This window comes from Streptomyces sp. NPDC057302 (assembly GCF_042667685.1).
Lineage (GTDB): Bacteria > Actinomycetota > Actinomycetes > Streptomycetales > Streptomycetaceae > Streptomyces.
Window position 1 is genome coordinate 109817 of sequence record NZ_JBHUZJ010000013.1, and the last position, 18244, is coordinate 128060.

At 69.0% G+C, this 18244-nt stretch carries 15 protein-coding genes and 1 pseudogene; 9 read left to right on the plus strand and 7 right to left on the minus strand.

All coding sequences use genetic code 11. The features are described 5' to 3' along the window. The first annotated feature begins 205 nt into the window (after window positions 1-205). The gene (locus tag ACFUPX_RS12865; protein WP_383320323.1) at window positions 206-1573 is read left to right on the plus strand and encodes a replication initiator; all 1368 of its coding nucleotides are present in this window, start codon (window positions 206-208) and stop codon (window positions 1571-1573) included. 464 nt (window positions 1574-2037) lie between these two features. Here the strand turns inward: ACFUPX_RS12865 and ACFUPX_RS12870 are convergent, their stop codons facing one another. Beyond that, the gene (locus ACFUPX_RS12870) at window positions 2038-3186 is read right to left on the minus strand and encodes a hypothetical protein (RefSeq protein WP_383320233.1); all 1149 of its coding nucleotides are present in this window, start codon (window positions 3184-3186) and stop codon (window positions 2038-2040) included. A 600-nt stretch (window positions 3187-3786) separates the two neighbouring features. Between ACFUPX_RS12870 and ACFUPX_RS12875 the strand changes: the two genes are divergently transcribed. Further along, window positions 3787-4677: a hypothetical protein gene (locus tag ACFUPX_RS12875; RefSeq protein WP_383320235.1), complete on the plus strand. Its 891-nt coding sequence runs from the start codon at window positions 3787-3789 to the stop codon at window positions 4675-4677. Window positions 4678-5065: 388 nt separating this feature from the next. Here the strand turns inward: ACFUPX_RS12875 and ACFUPX_RS12880 are convergent, their stop codons facing one another. Continuing rightward, window positions 5066-6763, minus strand: a complete 1698-nt coding sequence (locus tag ACFUPX_RS12880) for a recombinase family protein (RefSeq protein WP_383320237.1) — start codon at window positions 6761-6763, stop codon at window positions 5066-5068. Between the two features lie 26 nt (window positions 6764-6789). On the opposite strand from ACFUPX_RS12880, the pseudogene ACFUPX_RS12885 reads away from it, so the two are divergent. From ACFUPX_RS12885 to ACFUPX_RS12895, 3 genes and pseudogenes are all read left to right on the plus strand, one after another. Continuing rightward, window positions 6790-6993, plus strand: a pseudogene (locus ACFUPX_RS12885) (antibiotic biosynthesis monooxygenase family protein); the annotation flags it as partial. A gap of 76 nt (window positions 6994-7069) precedes the next feature. Continuing rightward, a complete protein-coding gene (locus ACFUPX_RS12890; protein WP_383320239.1) occupies window positions 7070-7708 on the plus strand; it encodes a LysE family translocator in 639 nt (212 codons plus the stop codon). Between the two features lie 76 nt (window positions 7709-7784). Continuing rightward, complete coding sequence (locus ACFUPX_RS12895; RefSeq protein WP_383320240.1) at window positions 7785-8387, plus strand: GNAT family N-acetyltransferase; 603 nt, start codon at window positions 7785-7787, stop codon at window positions 8385-8387. Between the two features lie 40 nt (window positions 8388-8427). Here the strand turns inward: ACFUPX_RS12895 and ACFUPX_RS12900 are convergent, their stop codons facing one another. The 3 genes from ACFUPX_RS12900 to ACFUPX_RS12910 form a co-directional block, all read right to left on the minus strand. After that, a complete protein-coding gene (locus ACFUPX_RS12900; protein ID WP_383320242.1) occupies window positions 8428-10497 on the minus strand; it encodes a DHA2 family efflux MFS transporter permease subunit in 2070 nt (689 codons plus the stop codon). Between the two features lie 195 nt (window positions 10498-10692). After that, on the minus strand, window positions 10693-11163 hold the full coding sequence (locus tag ACFUPX_RS12905) for a hypothetical protein (protein WP_383320244.1): 471 nt from the start codon (window positions 11161-11163) through the stop codon (window positions 10693-10695). Continuing rightward, window positions 11136-11378, minus strand: a complete 243-nt coding sequence (locus ACFUPX_RS12910; protein WP_383320246.1) for a hypothetical protein — start codon at window positions 11376-11378, stop codon at window positions 11136-11138. The genes ACFUPX_RS12905 and ACFUPX_RS12910 overlap by 28 nt, the downstream gene beginning before the upstream one ends. Between ACFUPX_RS12910 and ACFUPX_RS12915 the strand changes: the two genes are divergently transcribed. After that, a complete protein-coding gene (locus ACFUPX_RS12915) occupies window positions 11365-11613 on the plus strand; it encodes a peptidoglycan-binding protein (RefSeq protein ID WP_383320248.1) in 249 nt (82 codons plus the stop codon). The genes ACFUPX_RS12910 and ACFUPX_RS12915 overlap by 14 nt on opposite strands. A gap of 19 nt (window positions 11614-11632) precedes the next feature. On the opposite strand, the gene ACFUPX_RS12920 is transcribed toward ACFUPX_RS12915, so the two are convergent. Next, complete coding sequence (locus ACFUPX_RS12920; RefSeq protein ID WP_383320250.1) at window positions 11633-12298, minus strand: HAD-IA family hydrolase; 666 nt, start codon at window positions 12296-12298, stop codon at window positions 11633-11635. A 200-nt stretch (window positions 12299-12498) separates the two neighbouring features. Continuing rightward, the gene (locus tag ACFUPX_RS12925; RefSeq protein WP_383320252.1) at window positions 12499-13077 is read right to left on the minus strand and encodes a TMEM165/GDT1 family protein; all 579 of its coding nucleotides are present in this window, start codon (window positions 13075-13077) and stop codon (window positions 12499-12501) included. 525 nt (window positions 13078-13602) lie between these two features. On the opposite strand from ACFUPX_RS12925, the gene ACFUPX_RS12930 reads away from it, so the two are divergent. The 3 genes from ACFUPX_RS12930 to ACFUPX_RS12940 all read left to right on the plus strand — a co-directional run bounded on the left by ACFUPX_RS12930 (window position 13603) and on the right by ACFUPX_RS12940 (window position 18213). Continuing rightward, a complete protein-coding gene (locus ACFUPX_RS12930) occupies window positions 13603-14250 on the plus strand; it encodes an HNH endonuclease family protein (RefSeq protein ID WP_383320254.1) in 648 nt (215 codons plus the stop codon). A 149-nt stretch (window positions 14251-14399) separates the two neighbouring features. Further along, window positions 14400-16058 (plus strand): alkaline phosphatase D family protein, encoded by a 1659-nt coding sequence (locus ACFUPX_RS12935; RefSeq protein ID WP_383320256.1) that lies wholly within the window; start codon window positions 14400-14402, stop codon window positions 16056-16058. Window positions 16059-16188: 130 nt separating this feature from the next. Further along, window positions 16189-18213 carry an FAD/NAD(P)-binding protein gene (locus ACFUPX_RS12940; RefSeq protein ID WP_383320325.1) on the plus strand — a complete coding sequence of 675 codons (2025 nt, stop codon included), beginning with the start codon at window positions 16189-16191 and terminating at the stop codon, window positions 18211-18213. The last annotated feature ends 31 nt before the right edge of the window (window positions 18214-18244 follow it).

The following is an 18244-nucleotide window of genomic DNA, read 5'->3' on the forward strand; positions in this document are numbered from 1 at the left end:
CCGCTGCCGCCTCTGCCGAGGCGCCGGAACCATCCGCTGAGCACGATCCGCACCACCTGACCGAGCAAGGAGCGAACCCCATGGACGACCACGCGCCACCACCCATCAACCGTGCCGCTTCGGCGGCCCACCCTGGAAGGTCCCCACCATCACCCCGGACTTCACCCCGGCTAACAGGCGCGCCGCCCTCGACCGCGCGGCGCGCCTGCGTCAGCTCTCCGAAGCAGACCGTGACGCCATCCGCATCGCCCAAGACCCCAAGTTCCCCCGCTGGCTGGAACAGATCACTGCCACGGGTGGCTGTACCCACCCGATCCACCTCTCCGGCTCGACCACCACGCACGACACAGAGACTGGCGAGATCCTGCACCACTACGACACTCGCGACGAACCCGGCGAACGGCTCTCCGTACGCTGCCGCAACCGCAGGGCGACCGTCTGCGCACCCTGCTCCAGACTCCACGCCGGAGACACCTTCCACCTCGTCCGCGCGGGCCTCCTCGGCGGCAAGAACGTCCCCGCCACAGTCCGCGACCGGCCTCGACTCTTCGTCACCCTCACCGCCCCCTCTTTCGGGCCCGTGCACCGGACCGGGGAGCGCTGCCGCCCCCGCCGCGACGGCGGAGCGTGCGAGCACGGACGGCCCCTCGGCTGCGGCGCCGTGCACGACGCAGAGCACCACCTCGTCGGCCAACCCCTCTGCGCGGACTGCTACGACTACCCGGCACACGTTCTGTGGCACGCGCACGCGGGCAAGCTTTGGGACCGCTTCGTCATCGGCGTACGCCGACACCTCGCCTCCTCCGCCGGCCTCGTGCAATCACGCTTCCCCGATCACGCGCGCCTGTCCTTCGCCCGCGTCGCCGAGTACCAGAAGCGCGCCGCAGTCCACGTCCACGCGGTCGTACGCCTCGACGGCCCGGCCGGACCCGACGACGACCCCCCGGCCTGGGCCACGGACGACCACGTGGCCGACGCTGTGCGCGCCTCCGCGAGTCGGGTACTGGTCCACACGTCCTACAGCCCCGCCATCGGTGAAATCGGCCTCCGCTGGGGCGTTCAGGTCGACACTCGCCGCCTGCACTCTGGCGGCACCGGACCGGACGACGACGCTGTAGCTGCGTACGTCGCGAAGTACGTCACCAAAGGAGCGGGCGACACAGGCGCCGGCACCGATTACCGACTCAGGAACTGGAACGACATCAACGCGGCACCCGTGACCAGCCACGTGCGAACACTTATGCGGACCTGCTGGCGCCTCGGCTGCGTCCCCGAATACAAGCCGCTCCGCCTACGCGCCTGGGCCCATTCTCTCGGCTACCGGGGGCATATCCTCACCAAGTCCCGCGCCTATTCAACAACTTACGCTGCACTGCGCGCCGCACGCACAGTCCATGTCCGCAAGGATTTCAACCGCGTACCCATTGCCGAAGTCGAGAGCAAGTGGCGCTACGCGGGCTCTGGGCACACACCGGGCGCGGCCCTGATGGCCACCGCCGTCGCTGAAGATCTCGCACAGAATCGAGAGATCGCCGGAGCGGCCCTAGCTGCCTCCCGTGCCGCGGGGCGCTGATGGAGACAGACCAAGGGCTCCGCGAGTGGGCACGAGCGCACGCTCGACGTGCGCCGCGCTGGTCCGAGAGAAAGTGGCGGCGGGTCAACGCAACCCTGCGTATGGATGTCACAGTGCCACGACACTCTCCGGGTCCACGGCGCAACCCGACGAACTAGCTTGCGCTGGGCAGCGCCGGGAAGGCTCTTGGGATCTGCCCCAGCGCCTCAGACTCCCCGCGACAGAGCTTCCGTGGCGAGCGTGGTGGCTCCCATCCCGTCCACCATCGACCCAGGCAGAGCCGAGCAGACGCGGCCCATCGCGCCCAGGCCATTCGTACAGTGGCTCGCTCCACCTGGACGCCATGAACCACCCGCTCCACGGTGTGTGGGTCGACGGCGGGCGGGATGGGAGCTGGGGCGGGCGTTAATGCCGGACTTTGGCGATCGGTAGCAGCGTTCAAGGCCGCAGCCAAATAGCGGCCCTCAGTCAGGCTTAGTTTGCGCGCTCAAACGAGCAGCCACCGCATGTGGAGAGGATCCCAAGAGTTGACTCAGCATGGCCGTCAGTGCTGCGGAAAAATTGATCAAGTCAGAAAGGAGAAGGTCGGGCCCGCCGTCCCTCGCCATGATGTGATTAACGGAATCCCCGACGGCCCCAGGAGTGCCCCCGGCGAACAAGGCCGAGAGGACCGCCGAGGCCCTGGCCCCATCAGTAGGCATCATGGGTGGCGGCGATGGCTCGGTGGACCGAAGAGTTTCGAGGGGATCTTCCTTTGCCGAAGCTGAGATAATGGAGTCAAGCGAAGATCGGGGCGGGAATGTACACGTGGCAATGTCCGTCATGGACCCCTCCGAATTGACGGTCCTCCGGAATGCTGCTGCGTTACCGTCTGAGTGATTCAAATTTGCGATGGTCTCCAGAAGTAGAGGCGTCGCATCCACGCATCGACGCAGGTTAATTCGCAGCATCTGCTCTTCGATTTTGGTGTAGCCCTCCATTGCCCCCTCCATGAGCGGCAAAAGCGGAATATCTTCTGACCAGCGCTCCAACAGAGCCATCGCATGACGGTTCCACTTGAAACGAGCCGTCATCAAGCGGGAGCGATCTAGATTGATCACGATTCTTCGATTCGGGGGCGTACCTGAAATTGTTAGCCGCCCCGCAGGAATTCCGCAGTGTTGCACATAATTTCGAAGATCATAGAGGAAGCGGTAGCCTTCATGGGATTCAAATGCTGCAGCCGTCGCGGACTTAAACTCCTTGAGTTCATCGCTTTCGTCGCCGAAGTTTGCTTGGATAAAGTCACGCTCGTTCTCCAGGTAGAGCCTGGTGGCTGCTAGCCAGTTCGTCATCTCGGCTAGTAGTGATGAGCTCATAGCTTCTTTGTCGGCGTTCCGGAAATTCCCGCCGTACTCTTCCGCGTCCGAAAACGAGGAGATCATCATCTTGATGTTCGAATGGCTTCTCCTCATGAGGGAGAAAGCGCTTCTGTTGAGTAGGGACTCATACGCATGGACCGCGTCCGCGTGTGAACGGAATTCTTCCTCTGAGGTGTCACGTTCAATTGTAATGGACATGCCCGGTTGTCCTGGGCTTTGACTCCACGTTCCGAACGCGTAGGTGACGGTCATTGCTAAATGAGAGCAAGACGGTACTTATTTGGCAATCCCTATGCCGTGAGTCGGTCGACTAGGCGCAACAGCTCTTGCGATCTGGAGTGAGCCCTGCGCTGCGCCCGAGTGTTGAAGTACAACTAGCGTGCGCCTCCAACGTGCTCAGTCGCGAGATGCGCCAGTCCAGTCCACTGGACGAATCCGTGAGACTGGTCCAGATGGAACGTCGAGCCCGGACGCGTCGGCGACCAGCCCCGTCGAAGGGACGATGCGATGGCGGCCGCGACGTCCGCGGGCAGCACTGGGGTCTCCGAACCAGTTGCTGGCGTGCGGCTACTTCGTGGTGACGACGATGTGTCGCGAACCCTTGCGGCCGATGGCCACGGCGAGCCCCCCTCCCCTGGACTGGCCGCGATGCTAGTGCTGTGACCGCATAGGTTCGCCGGGTTGGAGGTCGGAGCGGTTGGATGGGCAGTGACGTCCGCCGCGACTGCTGGAGGTGTGGTGTCCGAGCCTGTGCGGGCGCGCGACGGGATCGTCCCCGCGCACCGGATTCCGCCTGTGTACCGGCACCCTCCGCGGCTAAGGTGACTCCTCAGAGATCGACGGGGGGCGACGGTGAACTGGGCCGCTGAGGCAGCGCTGACCGATTTCCAGCGAGACCTGATCATCGCTCTCGCGGGTGGGCTCGTCGGCGTGCTCGGCACGATGGCGATCGAGTACGTGAAGGCCCGCCGCGAGCCGACCAAGCGGCTCTCCTACGACGCCGAGACGCGAACGGCGATTGTCTCCGCCGACGACCAGGTGCGGCCCCGGCTTGGGCTCACCTACGACGGCAGGCACGTCGAGAACCTCAGCTCCGTCGAGTTCACCGTGGAGAACACCGGGAACTGCGTTGTCCAGCAGCAGCAGCTGCGGTTCCGGTTCGCCGACGGCAGCGAGGTTCTCGACGCCGCCGCGACCTCCACCCACGAGACCGAGTGGGGTGTGCAGCGACGTCCGGACCTCGAACAGAACCTCAGGGAAGCGGCCTTCGCCATCGGCCACCTGGAGCGCGGGCAGCGCGTGACCTTCCGGCTGCTTGCCTCGGGCCTGGGCTCCGGCAACTGGGAGGTCGTCCCGCACAACCCGCTGGGGGACGTCGACCTGCGCGAGCGGTCTGCCGCCCGCATGAAGGACGACCGAGAGCACATGCCCGCCTTCTTTTCGCTGTCCTTCCTGCTGTTCACCGTCCCGCCGGTGTTCTCCGCCTTCGGCTTCGTCGGGGAGCTGACCGCGGCGTTCGTGAGTGCGAGCTTCATCGCCGCGGTCGTTCCGCACCTCGCCCCCACGGCCCGGGCGCTGCGCGACGTATTGGTCCGGTCCCATCAGCCCAGGCCCATCATCACCGTCGGTGGTGGCATACAGGACGCCGTCCTCGCCGTCGGGGACAACAACACGCTCAGATACACCTCCGGTGAGACCGGCCCCACCGGTCAACCCGATCCAGCCAATCCCACCCAGGGGTGAAACACCCCGGTCCGTAACGGTCCCCCAACCACTCCGCCCCCCCAAACCCGGCGAACCTACGCGGTCACAGCACTAGCCGGTAAGAGCATGGGCGAGCCTAGAATTTCGGGCCGTCGCTGGGCCGTCCGAGGTCGCTCAACAGTGACCAGCGGCGACCGACAGTGACAGGCCTCCCAGCCGACGACCCCAGGTCACCCCCGCCCATCTGCCACACTGGTATAGCCATGCCTAAGCCCGGAGTACTGAGCTCACGCGCTCCCTGGACGGCCAGATAGCGGCCCGCCTGCCGTTCCGCTTGGACCCGCGTCAAACCCGTGCCAGGTCGCAGGTCAGCCGCCCAACTCTCCCGAGAACACCCGAGCTTGCCGAGCTTGCCGAGCTTGCCGAGCTAAGGCTCTACCGAAGTATTCAAGTTTGCTGCCCGTTCGCCCTGCCGTTCGCCCTCCGCACGGAACAGCGGCGTAAGCCTCGTATGAACCGGCTTGCGGCGGCCGATTGCCGGCGCGACCAACACAGCCGTCAGCGTCTGCTCGATGTAGGCCCGCTTCTCTGGAAGCGTCAGGTTGCCCCATTCCGCCCGCAAGTCGACAGGCTTACCCATGGCTGCCACCTGGTGCTTGATCCAGCGGTTGCGGTCGCGCACCAACTGCCGCTCCTGTGCAGTGAGTTCCTGCAGCATGGCGAAGTACCGTTCTTTGCTCAGCAGCCGCAGCCGACGGGCCTCCTTCGATTCCTCGATGTCCTCTCGGACGCGCGCCAACTCGTCCTCGCGTCCCCACTCCTTCGGCGCCGCCTGCGCATCCCTGGCTGCGGCTTCCTCCTCGTACTTGGCAATCACCAGCTCCGTCACCGCTTTGTCGGCGTCGGGGCCCGGGATCTTCGTGCCTCCGCCACATCCGCCCTGCCCCTTATCCGGGCAGCCGTAGTAGAAGAATCCTTCGGGCTTGCCCGACCTCCGCGACGCCGGGGCCTTGTACGCCCGATGCGCAGTCCCACACTCATCCTTGTCGCAGCGGAGCGTGCCAGTGAGCAGGTACTTACGTGTGTTGTGGCCCATGCCTGGCGACATGTTCTCGCCGATCACTTCGAGAAGCGCCTTCCACTGCACCTCAGTGATGATGTATTCCCACTGCCCCTGGACCGGCTGGCCGTTGTCGTCGTAGACGATCTCCCAGCGTTCGGTCTCGCTGCCTGTGTCGGGGTTGAACTCCCGCGACTTCCGGGAACGGAGCCCGCATATACGCGGGTTACGCAGGACCGTCTTGAGCTTGGTGGTGCTCCATCTGCTACCCCGCGGCGTCATGATGCCTTGTTCGTTCCAGCGGGTCGTGAAGGCCCGGATGGGGGCGCCACCGAGAACCCCTAGAGCCGCCTCCCGCAACAGCTTGGCCTCCGACGCGTGCAGTGCCCGCTTGTCTGCGTTCCAGCCGAACGGCCTCGCTCCCCCGGTCGGAATGCCCTCCCGCTCCAGTGCGCGGTGCTTGCGGCGGACTCGACGGGCCGTGTCCGCCGACTGCTTGTTACTCATCGCCACGACGACTCTCGCTGTCGCTCGACCGTTCTCCGTCAACAGGTCCAGGCTGCCGTTGATGTCGATGATCGGTCGCCGGTGACGCTCCACCACATCGATCGCGTCCTCTAGGTGCCTGTTGTCGCGCGTCAATCGGTCGATGTCGTAGACGATCAAGCCGTCCAGGTGCGCCCCGTTCGGGGCCTGGCCCGCCTTCAGGTCCTCCAATGCACCCTCGAAGACCGGGCGCACGACGCGATAGATCACCCGCCCATCCGGCATGCGTACGCGCTTCTTCCGCCACGCCGACGTATCCGGCTCGTAGTAGACGTGCACGCACACGCCCCCGTGACGGCCGATGAACTCGCGGCCGTCACGCTCTTGTTCGCTCGTGCTCTTGATGTCGCGGCCCGTCATCGGACCTCGTCGCCGGGCGCCCTCTACGGGCTCTCCGGGCTCCGCGGCCGGCTCCTCGTCGTCCTCGCCCTCGTCCGTGGACAAGCGCACGAGAACCGCCCAGTTCTGCCCCTGTAGGTCTCCCCATTGCGCGCGAGAGACTAAGTCTTCATCGCTCATGGCCCGTAAAGGTACATCCGCACACCCTGCGCCCCATCGAGGGCACGGACGACTACCTGGTCTACACGCGCTGGCGCGACGAGGAGTCCTTCAAGGCCTGGATGGAGGGCCCGATGAAGGCCGCTCACCAGGGCGGCGGCGCCGGTGGCGGCGAGCGGCCCAAGCCCGCGTCCAGCAGCGCGGCGGTGTGGTCGTTCGAGGTCGTGCAGCAGGCCTCGCCCAAGAGCTAGGGCGGGCCCCAGGGCCAAGGCCCGGCGCGGGAAAAGCGGTACCGGAGCCCATCGGCCCCGTGGTGCGATGAACCCCATGATGTCCACCGACCGGATACTCGCCTTCGCGGCCATGTCGTTCCTGCTGATCGTGATTCCCGGGCCCAGCGTCCTGTTCGTGATCGGGCGGGCGCTGGCGCAGGGGCGCCGGGCCGCGCTGATCTCGGTGGTGGGGAACACCGTCGGTGCGTACGTGCTCGTCGTGGCCGTCGCGCTCGGGGTCGGGTCCGTCGTGGAGCGCTCGGTCGTCGTCTTCACGGCGCTGAAGCTGCTCGGCGCCGGCTATCTGGTGTACCTCGGGGTCAAGGCGGTGCGCCAACGCCGTTCGCTGCACGCCGCGTTCACCGGTGAAGGCCCCGCCCACAGCGGGCTGCGTACGTTGTGGGAGGGGTTCGCCGTCGGTGTGGCCAACCCCAAGACCATCGTCTTCTTCGCCGCCGTGCTTCCGCAGTTCGTCGACCGCGAGCAGGGGCACGTCATGCTGCAGATGCTGGTGCTCGGTCTCGTCTTCAACGCCATCGCCCTGGCCTCCGACAGTGTGTGGGGCCTGGTCGCGGCCACCGCGCGCGGCTGGTTCGCGCACTCGCCGCGGCGGCTCTCGATGATCGGCGGGGTCGGCGGGCTCACCATGATCGGGCTCGGTATCGGTGTCGCCGCCACCGGACGCAAGGACTGAGCACCGAGGACGGACCGGCGGGAGAAGGCCCGGGAAGCGTAATTCGCTTGCGGGGCACGGCCCTCGCGTCCCAAGAATGGCTCCCATGAGCCACATCGAGACCGGCAGCCGCACCAGCAGCTCCACGAGTGCCGCACGTACCAGCAGCGGCGCCTCCGGGACCGACCCCTGGACCGTCGCCCCCGAAGCCGTCGACTCCCCCGCCGCCGCAGCCCTCTGGCGTACGTATTACACCGAGGTGAGCGACCGGTACTACCTCCTCCACGAGAAGCGCAGGACCGCGCCCGAAGAGCTGGAGCGCGAGATCGCGGCGGAGACCGGCGACGACCTCCGCGCGCCCGGCGGCGTACTCCTGGTCGCCCGGTACGCAGGAGAGCCCGCGGGGACGGCCGGGGTGCGGCTCATGGACGACATGAAGGGGGCAAGGACCGCCGAGCTCAAGCGCGTCTTCCTCCGCGAGGACATGCGCGGCAAGGGCGGCGCCGCGCTCCTTCTCGCCGCCTCCGAGGACGCGGCCCGCGCGCTCGGCGCGGAGCAGATCGTTCTCGACACCCGCCTCGATCTGGTCGAGGCGAGGGCGCTCTATGCACGGCACGGTTACGAGGAGAGCGAGCCGCTCACCGAGCGGATGTACGCCGAGTGCTGGTACGTCAAGCAGCTGGCCCCAGCTGCTGGTTGAGGACGCCCCCCCCCCAGCCGGAGCGGCGTTGCGGCGCCGCTCAGGCCGCAACGCCGCGCTGTGGTGGCCTGTCGTCGTACGGCCGTTCGGCGTCCGAGCCGCACATCTCGGCGCCGAGTTCCTCGACGAGCTTGACCAGGTCGGTGGGCCGGTCGGGGCCCCACCAGTCGCCGAGCAGCTCGGAGAGGGACTCCTCGCGGGCCCTGGCCAGCTTGGCGACCGCCACCCGGCCCTCGTCGGTCAGGATCAGGCCCATGCCCTCGCGCCGGGCGAGGCGGCGCTCCTCGACCTGCCGGGACGCCGCCGTGATCACGGAGAGCGGCACGGTGCTGTGTTCGGCGAGCGTCGCCGGTTCGACGTGGCCGTGGCGGCTGATCCGCAGGAGGAGCCAACTTGCGGCGGGCAGCAGGTCGTAGCCCGCGCGCTCGGTGATGCGTACGTAGATCTCGCGGCGGCCCTCCCGCGTGCCGAGGACCGAGAGCGCCCGCGCCACCTCGTCGTACGACGAACGCTCGACGGGGTTGCTGGCGAGCGTCTGCGTCTGATCGGGCGCCGTGACCGAGCCGCGCAGTTTGTCCTCGCGCAGGAACCAGGCCAGGACGAAGGCGACGAGGGCGATCGGCGCCGCGTACAGGAAGACGTCCGTGATGGACGAGGCGTACGCGTGCACGACGCCGGGGCGCACCGCGGCGGGGAGCTCCGCGATGCCGCGCGGGTCGGCCTTGAGGGAGTCCGCGCTGACGCCGGGCGGCAGTTGCTGTCCCGCGACGGCGTCGGAGAGCTTGGTGACGAGCCGGTTGGCGAAGATCGTGCCGAAGATGGCGACGCCGAACGAGGCTCCGATGGAGCGGAAGAACGTCGCGCCGGACGTGGCGACGCCCAGATCCCCGTACGGCACCGCGTTCTGCACGATGAGCACCAGGACCTGCATGACCAGGCCCAGCCCGAAGCCGAAGACGAAGAAGAAGGCGCTCATCTCGCCCGTGCCGCTGTTCTCGTCGAGCTGGTGGAGCAGGAGCAGGCCCAGCGCGGTGATTCCGGTGCCCGCGACCGGGAACACCTTCCAGCGGCCCGTACGGCTGACGATCTGGCCGGACACGGTCGACGAGATCAGCATGCCGATGACCATCGGCAGCATGTGCACGCCCGACATCGTCGGCGTGACGCCCTGGACGACCTGGAGGAACGTCGGCAGGTAGGTCATCGCGCCGAACATCGCGAAGCCGACCACGAAGCTGATGATCGCGGAGAGCGTGAACGTCCTGACCCGGAACAGCTTCATCGGGATGACCGGTTCGGCGGCCTTGCGCTCGATGGACACGAAGGCCGCGGCGAGCACGACGCCGAGCACCGCGAGGCCGATGATCCGCGGCGATCCCCAGTCCCAGGTGGTGCCGCCGAGCGAGGCGACGAGGACGAGGCAGGTGGCGACGGCCGCGATGAGGAAGGTGCCGAGGTAGTCGATGACGTGCTTCGTCGAGCGCACCGGGATGTGCAGGGCGGCGGCGATGACGACGAGCGCGACGACGCCGACGGGCAGGTTGACGTAGAAGACCCAGCGCCAGCTGAGGTGCTCGGTGAACAGGCCGCCGAGGAGCGGTCCAAGGACGCTCGTCGCGCCGAAGACGGCACCGAACAGGCCCTGGTACTTGCCTCGTTCGCGCGGCGAGACGATGTCGCCGACGATCGCCATCGACAGCACCATCAGACCGCCGCCGCCGATGCCCTGGAGCGCCCGGAAGCCGATGAGCTGCGGCATGTTCTGCGCCATGCCGCAGAGGGCCGAGCTGACCAGGAAGATCACGATGGCCAGCTGGAACAGCTTCTTTCGGCCGTACTGGTCGCCGAGTTTGCCCCAGAGCGGCGTCGCGGCCGTCGCGGCGAGCAGATACGCCGTGACGACCCAGGACAGGTGCTCCATGCCGCCGAGTTCGCTGACGATGGTGGGCAGCGCGGTCGAGACGATGGTCTGGTCGAGGGCGGCGAGCAGCATGCCGAGCAGCAGAGCGCCGATGGAGACCAGCACGCCGCCGTGCGTGTGCTCGTCCGGTGGCCCGGGGACGGGATCTGGCTCCGGCCCCACGGGGCGGGCGCTGACGTCCTGCGTCATGGACACCTCCTGAGCGCTCCCGCGAGTTCCGCGGGGCTCTCCCTCTCCATCCTGGTCCGTGCGACCCGTTATGGCCTGTTGAAGCCAGGATCTGCATAATCGCTGGTGTTCTCTAGGGGTGGGGTAACGAAGAGTGAGCAGTGTGGGGGATGGACGTCCGAAGGACGCCGCGGGCGGCGGGGACGCCGGGGACGGTCAGCTATGTCCCGATTGCGGTACGTCGCGGGAGCCGGGCAGCGCGCCCGCCTGCGGCTGTACGGAGCGGGCCGCCGACGCGGCACGGGACGCGAGGTCCGCGGACGCGGCCGCCGCGGAGGACTTCGATCCGCTCCGGATACGACCGTACGTGACGCTGGCGGATCCGGGGCAGGGGGCGGCGCCCGAGCCGGTGCCGTATCCCGCGGCCGTTCTCCCGCCGGAGGTCGTGCCACCGCCGCCGCACTCGGGGGCGACCCTGCCCCGCCCCCTGGCTCGTACGACGCCGAAGACGACGCCGAAGACGACGACGCGTACGACGACGCCCCGCAACCGCGGCGCGGTCGCGTCGGCCTGTACGCGGCGGTCGGTGCCGTGGTGACCGTGGTGGCCGTCGCGGTACTGGCGGCGGTCCTGCTCTCGCCCGACAAGCCGCAACGGGATCAGGCGCTGCCGGACGCGCCGACACACGCGGTGGACGCCTCGTCCGGCTCCGCCACGGAGCCGAGGCCGACGACGCCCTCCCCGTCGCGTTCCCCGTCCCCGCCCCCGTCCACAGCGAGCGAGGCGCGTCCGTCCCCGCCCCCTTCCGCATCCCCTTCACACACGGCGTCGGACAAGCCGAGGACCACCCCGCCACCGAGCCGCTCGACGGCGCGGGCGACGGGTTCGGTGGAGGCGGCCACACCGAAGGCCGCGGGTGTCCTGAGCCGCGGCGACAAGGGCCCGGAGGTCGAGGAGCTCCAGCAGCGCCTGCGGCAGCTGTACCTGTACATGGACGATCCCGACGGCACCTACGACACCCCGCTCGCGGACGCGGTGACCCTCTTCCAGTACGCCCGGGGAACGCGGGAGGACGGGGAGGGGGTCTACGGGAAGGAGACGCGGGAGGCGTTGGAGAAGGAGACCAGGGAGCCGTAGTCGCCCCCCGCGGCGCCCGTCAGCCGACGGTGAGCCGAAGCCCCCCACCGGCGACCGGCTCCACCCGGATCTGCGTCAAGTCGTCGACGTGCACGGTGGGCCCGAACTCCCCGGCCCGGGGGCCGATCCCCACGACCCGCATGCCCGCGGCGAGCCCGGCGGCGATCCCCGCCCCGGAGTCCTCGAAGACGACGCAGTCGGCGGGGTCGAACCCCAGCTCGGCGGCGCCCTTGAGGAACCCCTCGGGGTCGGGCTTGCTCGCCCCCACGTTCTCGGCGGTGACCCGCACGGCGGGAAGCGGCAGTCCGGCGGCGGCCATCCGGCCCGTGGACAGCGGCACGTCCGCGGACGTCACGAGCGCGTGCGGCAGCCCTTCGAGGGACGCGAGGAAGGCGGCAGCGCCCGGCACGGGGACGACGCCCTCCATGTCCGCGGTCTCGGCGGCCAGCATCTCGCGGTTCTCCGCGTGGTTCTCCTCCATGGACCGCTCCGGAAGAAGCACCGCCATGGACGCGTACCCCTGCCGGCCGTGGACGACCTTGATGACCTCGTCGAAGTCGAGCCCGTACCGCTCGGACCAGCGCCGCCAGCAGCGCTCGACCACCGCGTCGGAGTTCACGAGAGTTCCGTCCATGTCCAGGAGGAGGGCCCGCGCGGTCAGAACAGAGGCAGTCTCAGCCGTCATCGACGTACTCCAGAACGCAGAGGGAGGTTCACAACACAGCGGAAGATCCCGCGGAGGAAGAATCAAGGCGGCCCCGCCCGCCGGTCAGGGAACACGGGCGGAGCCACTTTGTTCCTCCACGATACAAAAAGGGGCCACCGGACGCCAGCACCGCAGGTCACACCCCTGACCTGGCGTCCCGGCGGGACACCTCAGGCAATTCAGGCAATCGCCTCGTACAGGCTCCACACGCCGAGCGCCGTCATCAGGAGCGCCGCGATCTTGGTGATGAGCGAGAGCGGAACGCGCTTCATCAGCGCCTTTCCACCGACGATGCCGAGCCCGGCGACCGCCCACAGCGCGAGCACCGCACCCAGGCCCACCGAGATCGGGTCGTCGTAGCGCGCGGCCAGGTTCGCGGTCATGATCTGCGTCAGATCACCGAACTCCGCGACCAGGATCAGCATGAAGCCCGCCCCGGAGACCTTCCAGAAGCTCTGGTCCTTGGGCTCGCGGACCTCTTCGTCGTCGTCGCCGCCCTTCAGGAGCAGCATCGCCGCCCCGCCGAGGAAGAGGACACCGGTGAGCGCGTGCAGGAGTTGCTGCGGCAGCAGCGTCAGGACGCTGCCGGCCGCCACGGCGAGCACGACGTGGACGACGAAGGCGGCCGCGACCCCGACGAAGACGTACGAGGCGCGGTAGCGCGTCCCGAGGACGAGCCCGGCCAGCGCTGTCTTGTCCGGGAGTTCGGCAAGGAAGACGACGCCGAAGACGAGCGCCATCACGCTGATGCTGATCAAGGTTCCTCAATCGGTCGGGGCTGCCCCACCGAGAGCAATCTGTACATCACGTACGACACCTCGGCACGGCAGCGCACACAGACGTACACGGTCATGTACGTCGGGCACTGCTTGCCGAAGGTCTCGCTGGCCGGCCACGTCGATGACGAGGTCTGCCTCCGGGCGCCGGCTCAGACGAGCTGAGCAGTATGTCGACGGTCCGGCGAAGAGCTACTCCCCTTCTGCGCCATCCATCGTACGGGACGTCCGCACACCCCGGACCAGGGCCTTTCGACCCGCCGGGAAAGTGATCCAGGCCACACGCCGCGGACCTCCGGACGCCCTCCGGGCACCCTCCCGGACCCTCTTTCGGACACGCTTTCGGCAACTCCCGTACAGGTGGCCCGACATGACACGGCGCCAGAACCCTTGAACTGACCACCTGATTGACGCGACCCTGTCACTTGACGCACATCCACCGGAAACCCCACCGCGTCAGCATGGCCGCCCCACCGGTCAACGTCCCCCCACGACAAGGGAGTTCACATGTCCGCTGTCTACGCGCGTCGACGCCTCGCCACTCTCACCGCCCTGACCGCCCTCGCCTCGGCGGCGGCGCTCCTCACCGGCGCCCCCGCCCAGGCCGCTCCCCCGGCCCCGGTCTCCGCCGCCACCGCCCGCACCTACCTGGGCCAGCTCACGGAGAAGGCCGAGGGCTCGTCCGACGGCTACAGCCGCGAGAAGTTCCCGCACTGGAAGACCCAGTCCGGCGCCTGCAACACCCGCGAGGTCGTCCTCAAGCGCGACGGCACGAACGTCCAGCAGGACTCCAGCTGCGCGGCCACGTCGGGCACCTGGAAGTCCCCCTACGACGGCGGCAGCTGGACCGCCGCGGCCGACGTCGACATCGACCACGTCGTCCCGCTCTCCGAGGCCTGGAAGTCCGGCGCGAACAGCTGGACCACCGCCCAGCGGGAAGGTTTCGCCAACGACCTCACCCGTCCCCAGCTGATCGCGGTCACCGACAACGTCAACCAGAGCAAGGGCGACCAGGACCCGGCCGAGTGGCTGCCGCCCACCACGTCGTACCACTGCTACTACGCGCGGATGTGGGTGGACGTGAAGCACCACTACAGCCTCACGGTGAACCCGGAGGAGAAGACGAAGCTGTCCTCGATCCTGAGCGGCTGCTGAAACGGTTGCTCGAACGGCTGCCGGGGCCACCGGCCCGCCGGCCCGCGAGCGATCAGGTCACCGGCCTGTAACCAGCGGGAATCCCCGGAACCTCCCCACCACCCTCCGTCGTTCCGTACCGTACGGGGCGACGGAGGAGAGTGATCATCGTGGCACGGCTGCGCCTGGGTCCGCTGCTGAGGTACGTCGACGGTTCGACGGCGACGGTCTGGGTGGAGACCGACCGTCCCTGCACCGCCGAAGTGCGGTGCGAGGACGGCGCCAAAGGCACGGCGGACACGTTCCAGATCGCGGGCCACCACTACGCGCTCATCCCGGTCACGGGCCTGCGTCCGGGCACGGAGACCGCGTACGAGGTGCGGCTCGGCGACAGCGGCGCCCCCGTGTGGCCGTTGCCCGACTCGCCCTTCCCGCCGAGCGTCATCCACACCCCGGGCGAGGGTGGCGACGAGGCGCTCCGCGTCACCTTCGGGTCCTGCCGCTGGGCGGCGCCGCCCAGCGACGAGCACGACCCCGTGGGGCCCGACGCCCTGGACACCCTCGCCGCCAGGATCGCCACCGGCACGGCCGCCGACCGCCCCGACGTCCTGCTCCTCCTGGGCGACCAGGTGTACGCGGACAACACGTCGGAGGCGACCCGCCGCTGGCTCGCGGCCCGCCGGAACCTGAACGACCCGCCGGGCGACCAGGTCGCGGACTACGAGGAGTACACCCACCTCTACTACGAATCGTGGCTCGACCCCGAGGTCCGGTGGCTGCTCTCCACCGTGCCCAGCTGCATGATCTTCGACGATCACGACGTCATAGACGACTGGAACACCAGTGCGGCCTGGCTCGCCGAGATGCGGGCGACGCCCTGGTGGCGCGAGCGCGTGCTGAGCGGCCTGATGTCGTACTGGGTCTACCAGCACCTCGGCAATCTGCCGCCCGCCGACCTCGAACGGGACGAGTTGTACGCGGCGCTGCGGGCGACGCCGGACGGCACGGACGCGCTGCGGGCCTTCGCCTCCGCGTCGGACGCCGACCCCACGGCGACCCGGTGGAGCTACCGCCGGGACTTCGGCCGCGTACGCCTGCTCATGGTCGACACACGGGCGGCCCGCGTCCTGGACGAGCAGAACCGCGCGATGATCGACCCGGAGGAAGCCCGCTGGCTGCGCGAGCAGGCCTTGGACGGCGCGGGGGGCCCGGACGGCTGCGACCACCTCCTGATCGGCACGTCGCTGCCCTGGCTGCTCCCGCACCTCATCCATGACGCCGAGGGGTGGAACGCGGCGCTGTGCCGTGGTGAGCGGGGCGCGCGCTGGGCCCGCTTCGGCGAGAACCTGCGCAGGCGTTCGGACCTGGAGCACTGGGCCGCCTTCCCCGCGTCCTTCGACGCGCTGACCTCCCTGATCGCCGAGGTGGGCACGGGCGCGGGCGCCCCGGCGACGGTGTGCGTGCTCTCCGGCGACGTCCACCACGCGTACATCGCGGAACCGACCTGGCCGGGCGGCAGCGACCCCGACGCCCGCGTCCTGCAACTGACGTGCTCCCCCGTCCACAACTCCATCCCTACGTCGATAAAGCTGGGTTTCCACTTCGGCTGGAGCAGGGTGGGCCGGGCCCTCGGTCGCCGCTTCGAGCGGCACGGACGTTTGACGCGGGCCGCCATCAACTGGCGCAAAACGGGTGGGCCTTGGTTCGGGAACCAGCTCATGACGCTGACGCTGCGGGGCCGTTCGGCACAGGTGCGCCTGGACCAGGCGCAGGTGGTGAAGGGCGTGGGCGTACAGCTGAAGACGACCCAGGAGTCACGGCTCTCGTAGGCCTGTACGCCCTTAAGTTCCCATAGCCCCGCAAAGGCGACCGGCGTCCGGATCGAGCCACGTGACACAGGCCACACCCGTCTGACGATCCTCCGTTCCGGGGTTCGACTTCGGGCCTTCCGGCGGCATGATGAGGCGGACCGTCCGCTTCCATCGCCCCCTCCGATGCCCGGGAGTCACGCCTTTGTCCGCACCATCCGCCGCGACCGCACCGGAACATGACGTTGCTGTCGCCGTCGTCGGCGCGGGGCCCCGCGGCACGAGTGTCCTGGAACGCCTCTGCGCTTCGGCGGCCGAACTCCTGCCGCCGGGGGCACGGCTCACGGTCCACGTCGTCGACCCCTCTCCCCCGGGCCCAGGGCGCGTCTGGCGGACCGCGCAGCCGTCCGAGCTGCTCATGAACACGATCGCCTCGCAGGTGACCCTCTTCACCGACGAGAGCGTCGAGTGCGCCGGGCCGATCCGGCCGGGGCCGAGCCTGTACGCGTGGGCCGCCGCCGGGAACGCGCCGGGGCTCGGCCCTGACGACTACCCGACGCGCGCCGGTTACGGCCGCTATCTGGAGTGGGTCTTCGCCGAGATCCTGCACCGCGCCCCCGCGACGGTCCGGGTGGAGGTGCACGCGGCCCGTGCCGTGCGCCTCGACTCCGCCGACGGCACCGGCGACGGCGCCCAGACCCTCGTACTCGACGACGGCCGTGAACTCCGCGGGCTCGGCGCCGTCGTCCTCGCGCAGGGCCACCTCCCCACGGACAGCGACGAGGGCCAGGAGCACCTCGCCGCCCACGCGGCGCTGCACGGCCTGCGCCACATACCCCCGGCCAACCCCGCCGACGTCGACCTGTCGGCGATCGCTCCCGGCGAGCGCGTCCTGCTGCGCGGCCTCGGCCTGAACTTCTTCGACCACATGGCGCTCCTGACCCGGGGCCGCGGCGGGCACTTCGGCCCCGCGCCCGGGGGCGGCCTCCGATATCAGCCATCAGGGCACGAGCCGAAGCTGTACGCGGGATCGCGGCGCGGCGTCCCCTACCAGGCGCGCGGCGACAACGCGAAGGGCGCGTACGGACGGCACGAGCCGCTCGTCCTCACCGCCGACGTCATAGCCCGCTTCCGCAAGCGTGCGGACAGCGGTGACGCCCCGGACTTCCTCGACGAGATATGGCCACTGGTCGCGAAGGAAGTGGAGACGGTCTACTACGCGGCCCTCGTCCAACCGGCCGAGCGGGCAGCGGACTTCCGGGAGGCCTTCCTCGCGGCGCCGCATCACGGGCCTCAAGAGGCCCTGGTGCTTCGTGAGTTCGAGATCCCCGAGACCGCGCGCTGGTCCTGGGACCGGCTCGCGAGGCCGTACTCCGGCCGCACGTTCCGCTCCCCGGACGACTTCCGCGCCTGGCTGCTCGCCTATCTGCGCGAGGACACCGCGCAGGCCGCGCTCGGCAATGTCGCGAGCCCGCTGAAGTCCGCCCTGGACGTGCTGCGCGACCTGCGCAACGAGCTGCGCCTGATCCTCGACCACGGCGGCCTGTCCGGGGCCTCGCGCCGCGAGCACCTGGACCGCTGGTACACGCCGCTCAACGCCTTCCTGTCGATCGGCCCACCCCGGCGCCGCATCGAGGAGATGACGGCCCTGATCGAGGCGGGGGTGCTCGAAGTGCTGGGCCCGCGCCTCGACGTACGGCCCGCCGCGGACGGCACGTATCTCGCTCACTCCCCCGGCGTACCGGGGTCCGATGTGTCCGTCACCACAGTCATCGAGGCCCGGCTCCCCGAGCCGGACGTGCGGCGCACCGCGGACGAGTTGCTCGGCCGGCTCCTGCGGACGGGCCAGTGCCGCCCCCACGTCGTCGACGGCTACGAAACCGGAGGCCTGGACGTCACGCCCCGCCCCTATCACCTGATCGACCGTCAAGGTCGTTCCCACACACGGAGGTTCGCGTTCGGAGTGCCCACGGAGGGTGTGCACTGGGTGACGGCGGCGGGCGCCAGGCCGGGCGTCGACTCGGTGACCCTGTCGGACGCGGACGCGGTGGCGCGGGCCGTGCTGCGGACGGCGGCGGGCTCGGCGGAGATCGCCTGCGCAAGGGGAGTGATCCCGTCCGCGAGGGAAACGGAATGGCCCGAATGGCCAGATGTTGAACTTGCAAGCATTGATTAGGTTCCCCTAACCTTGGGCCTCCGCTCGGTTA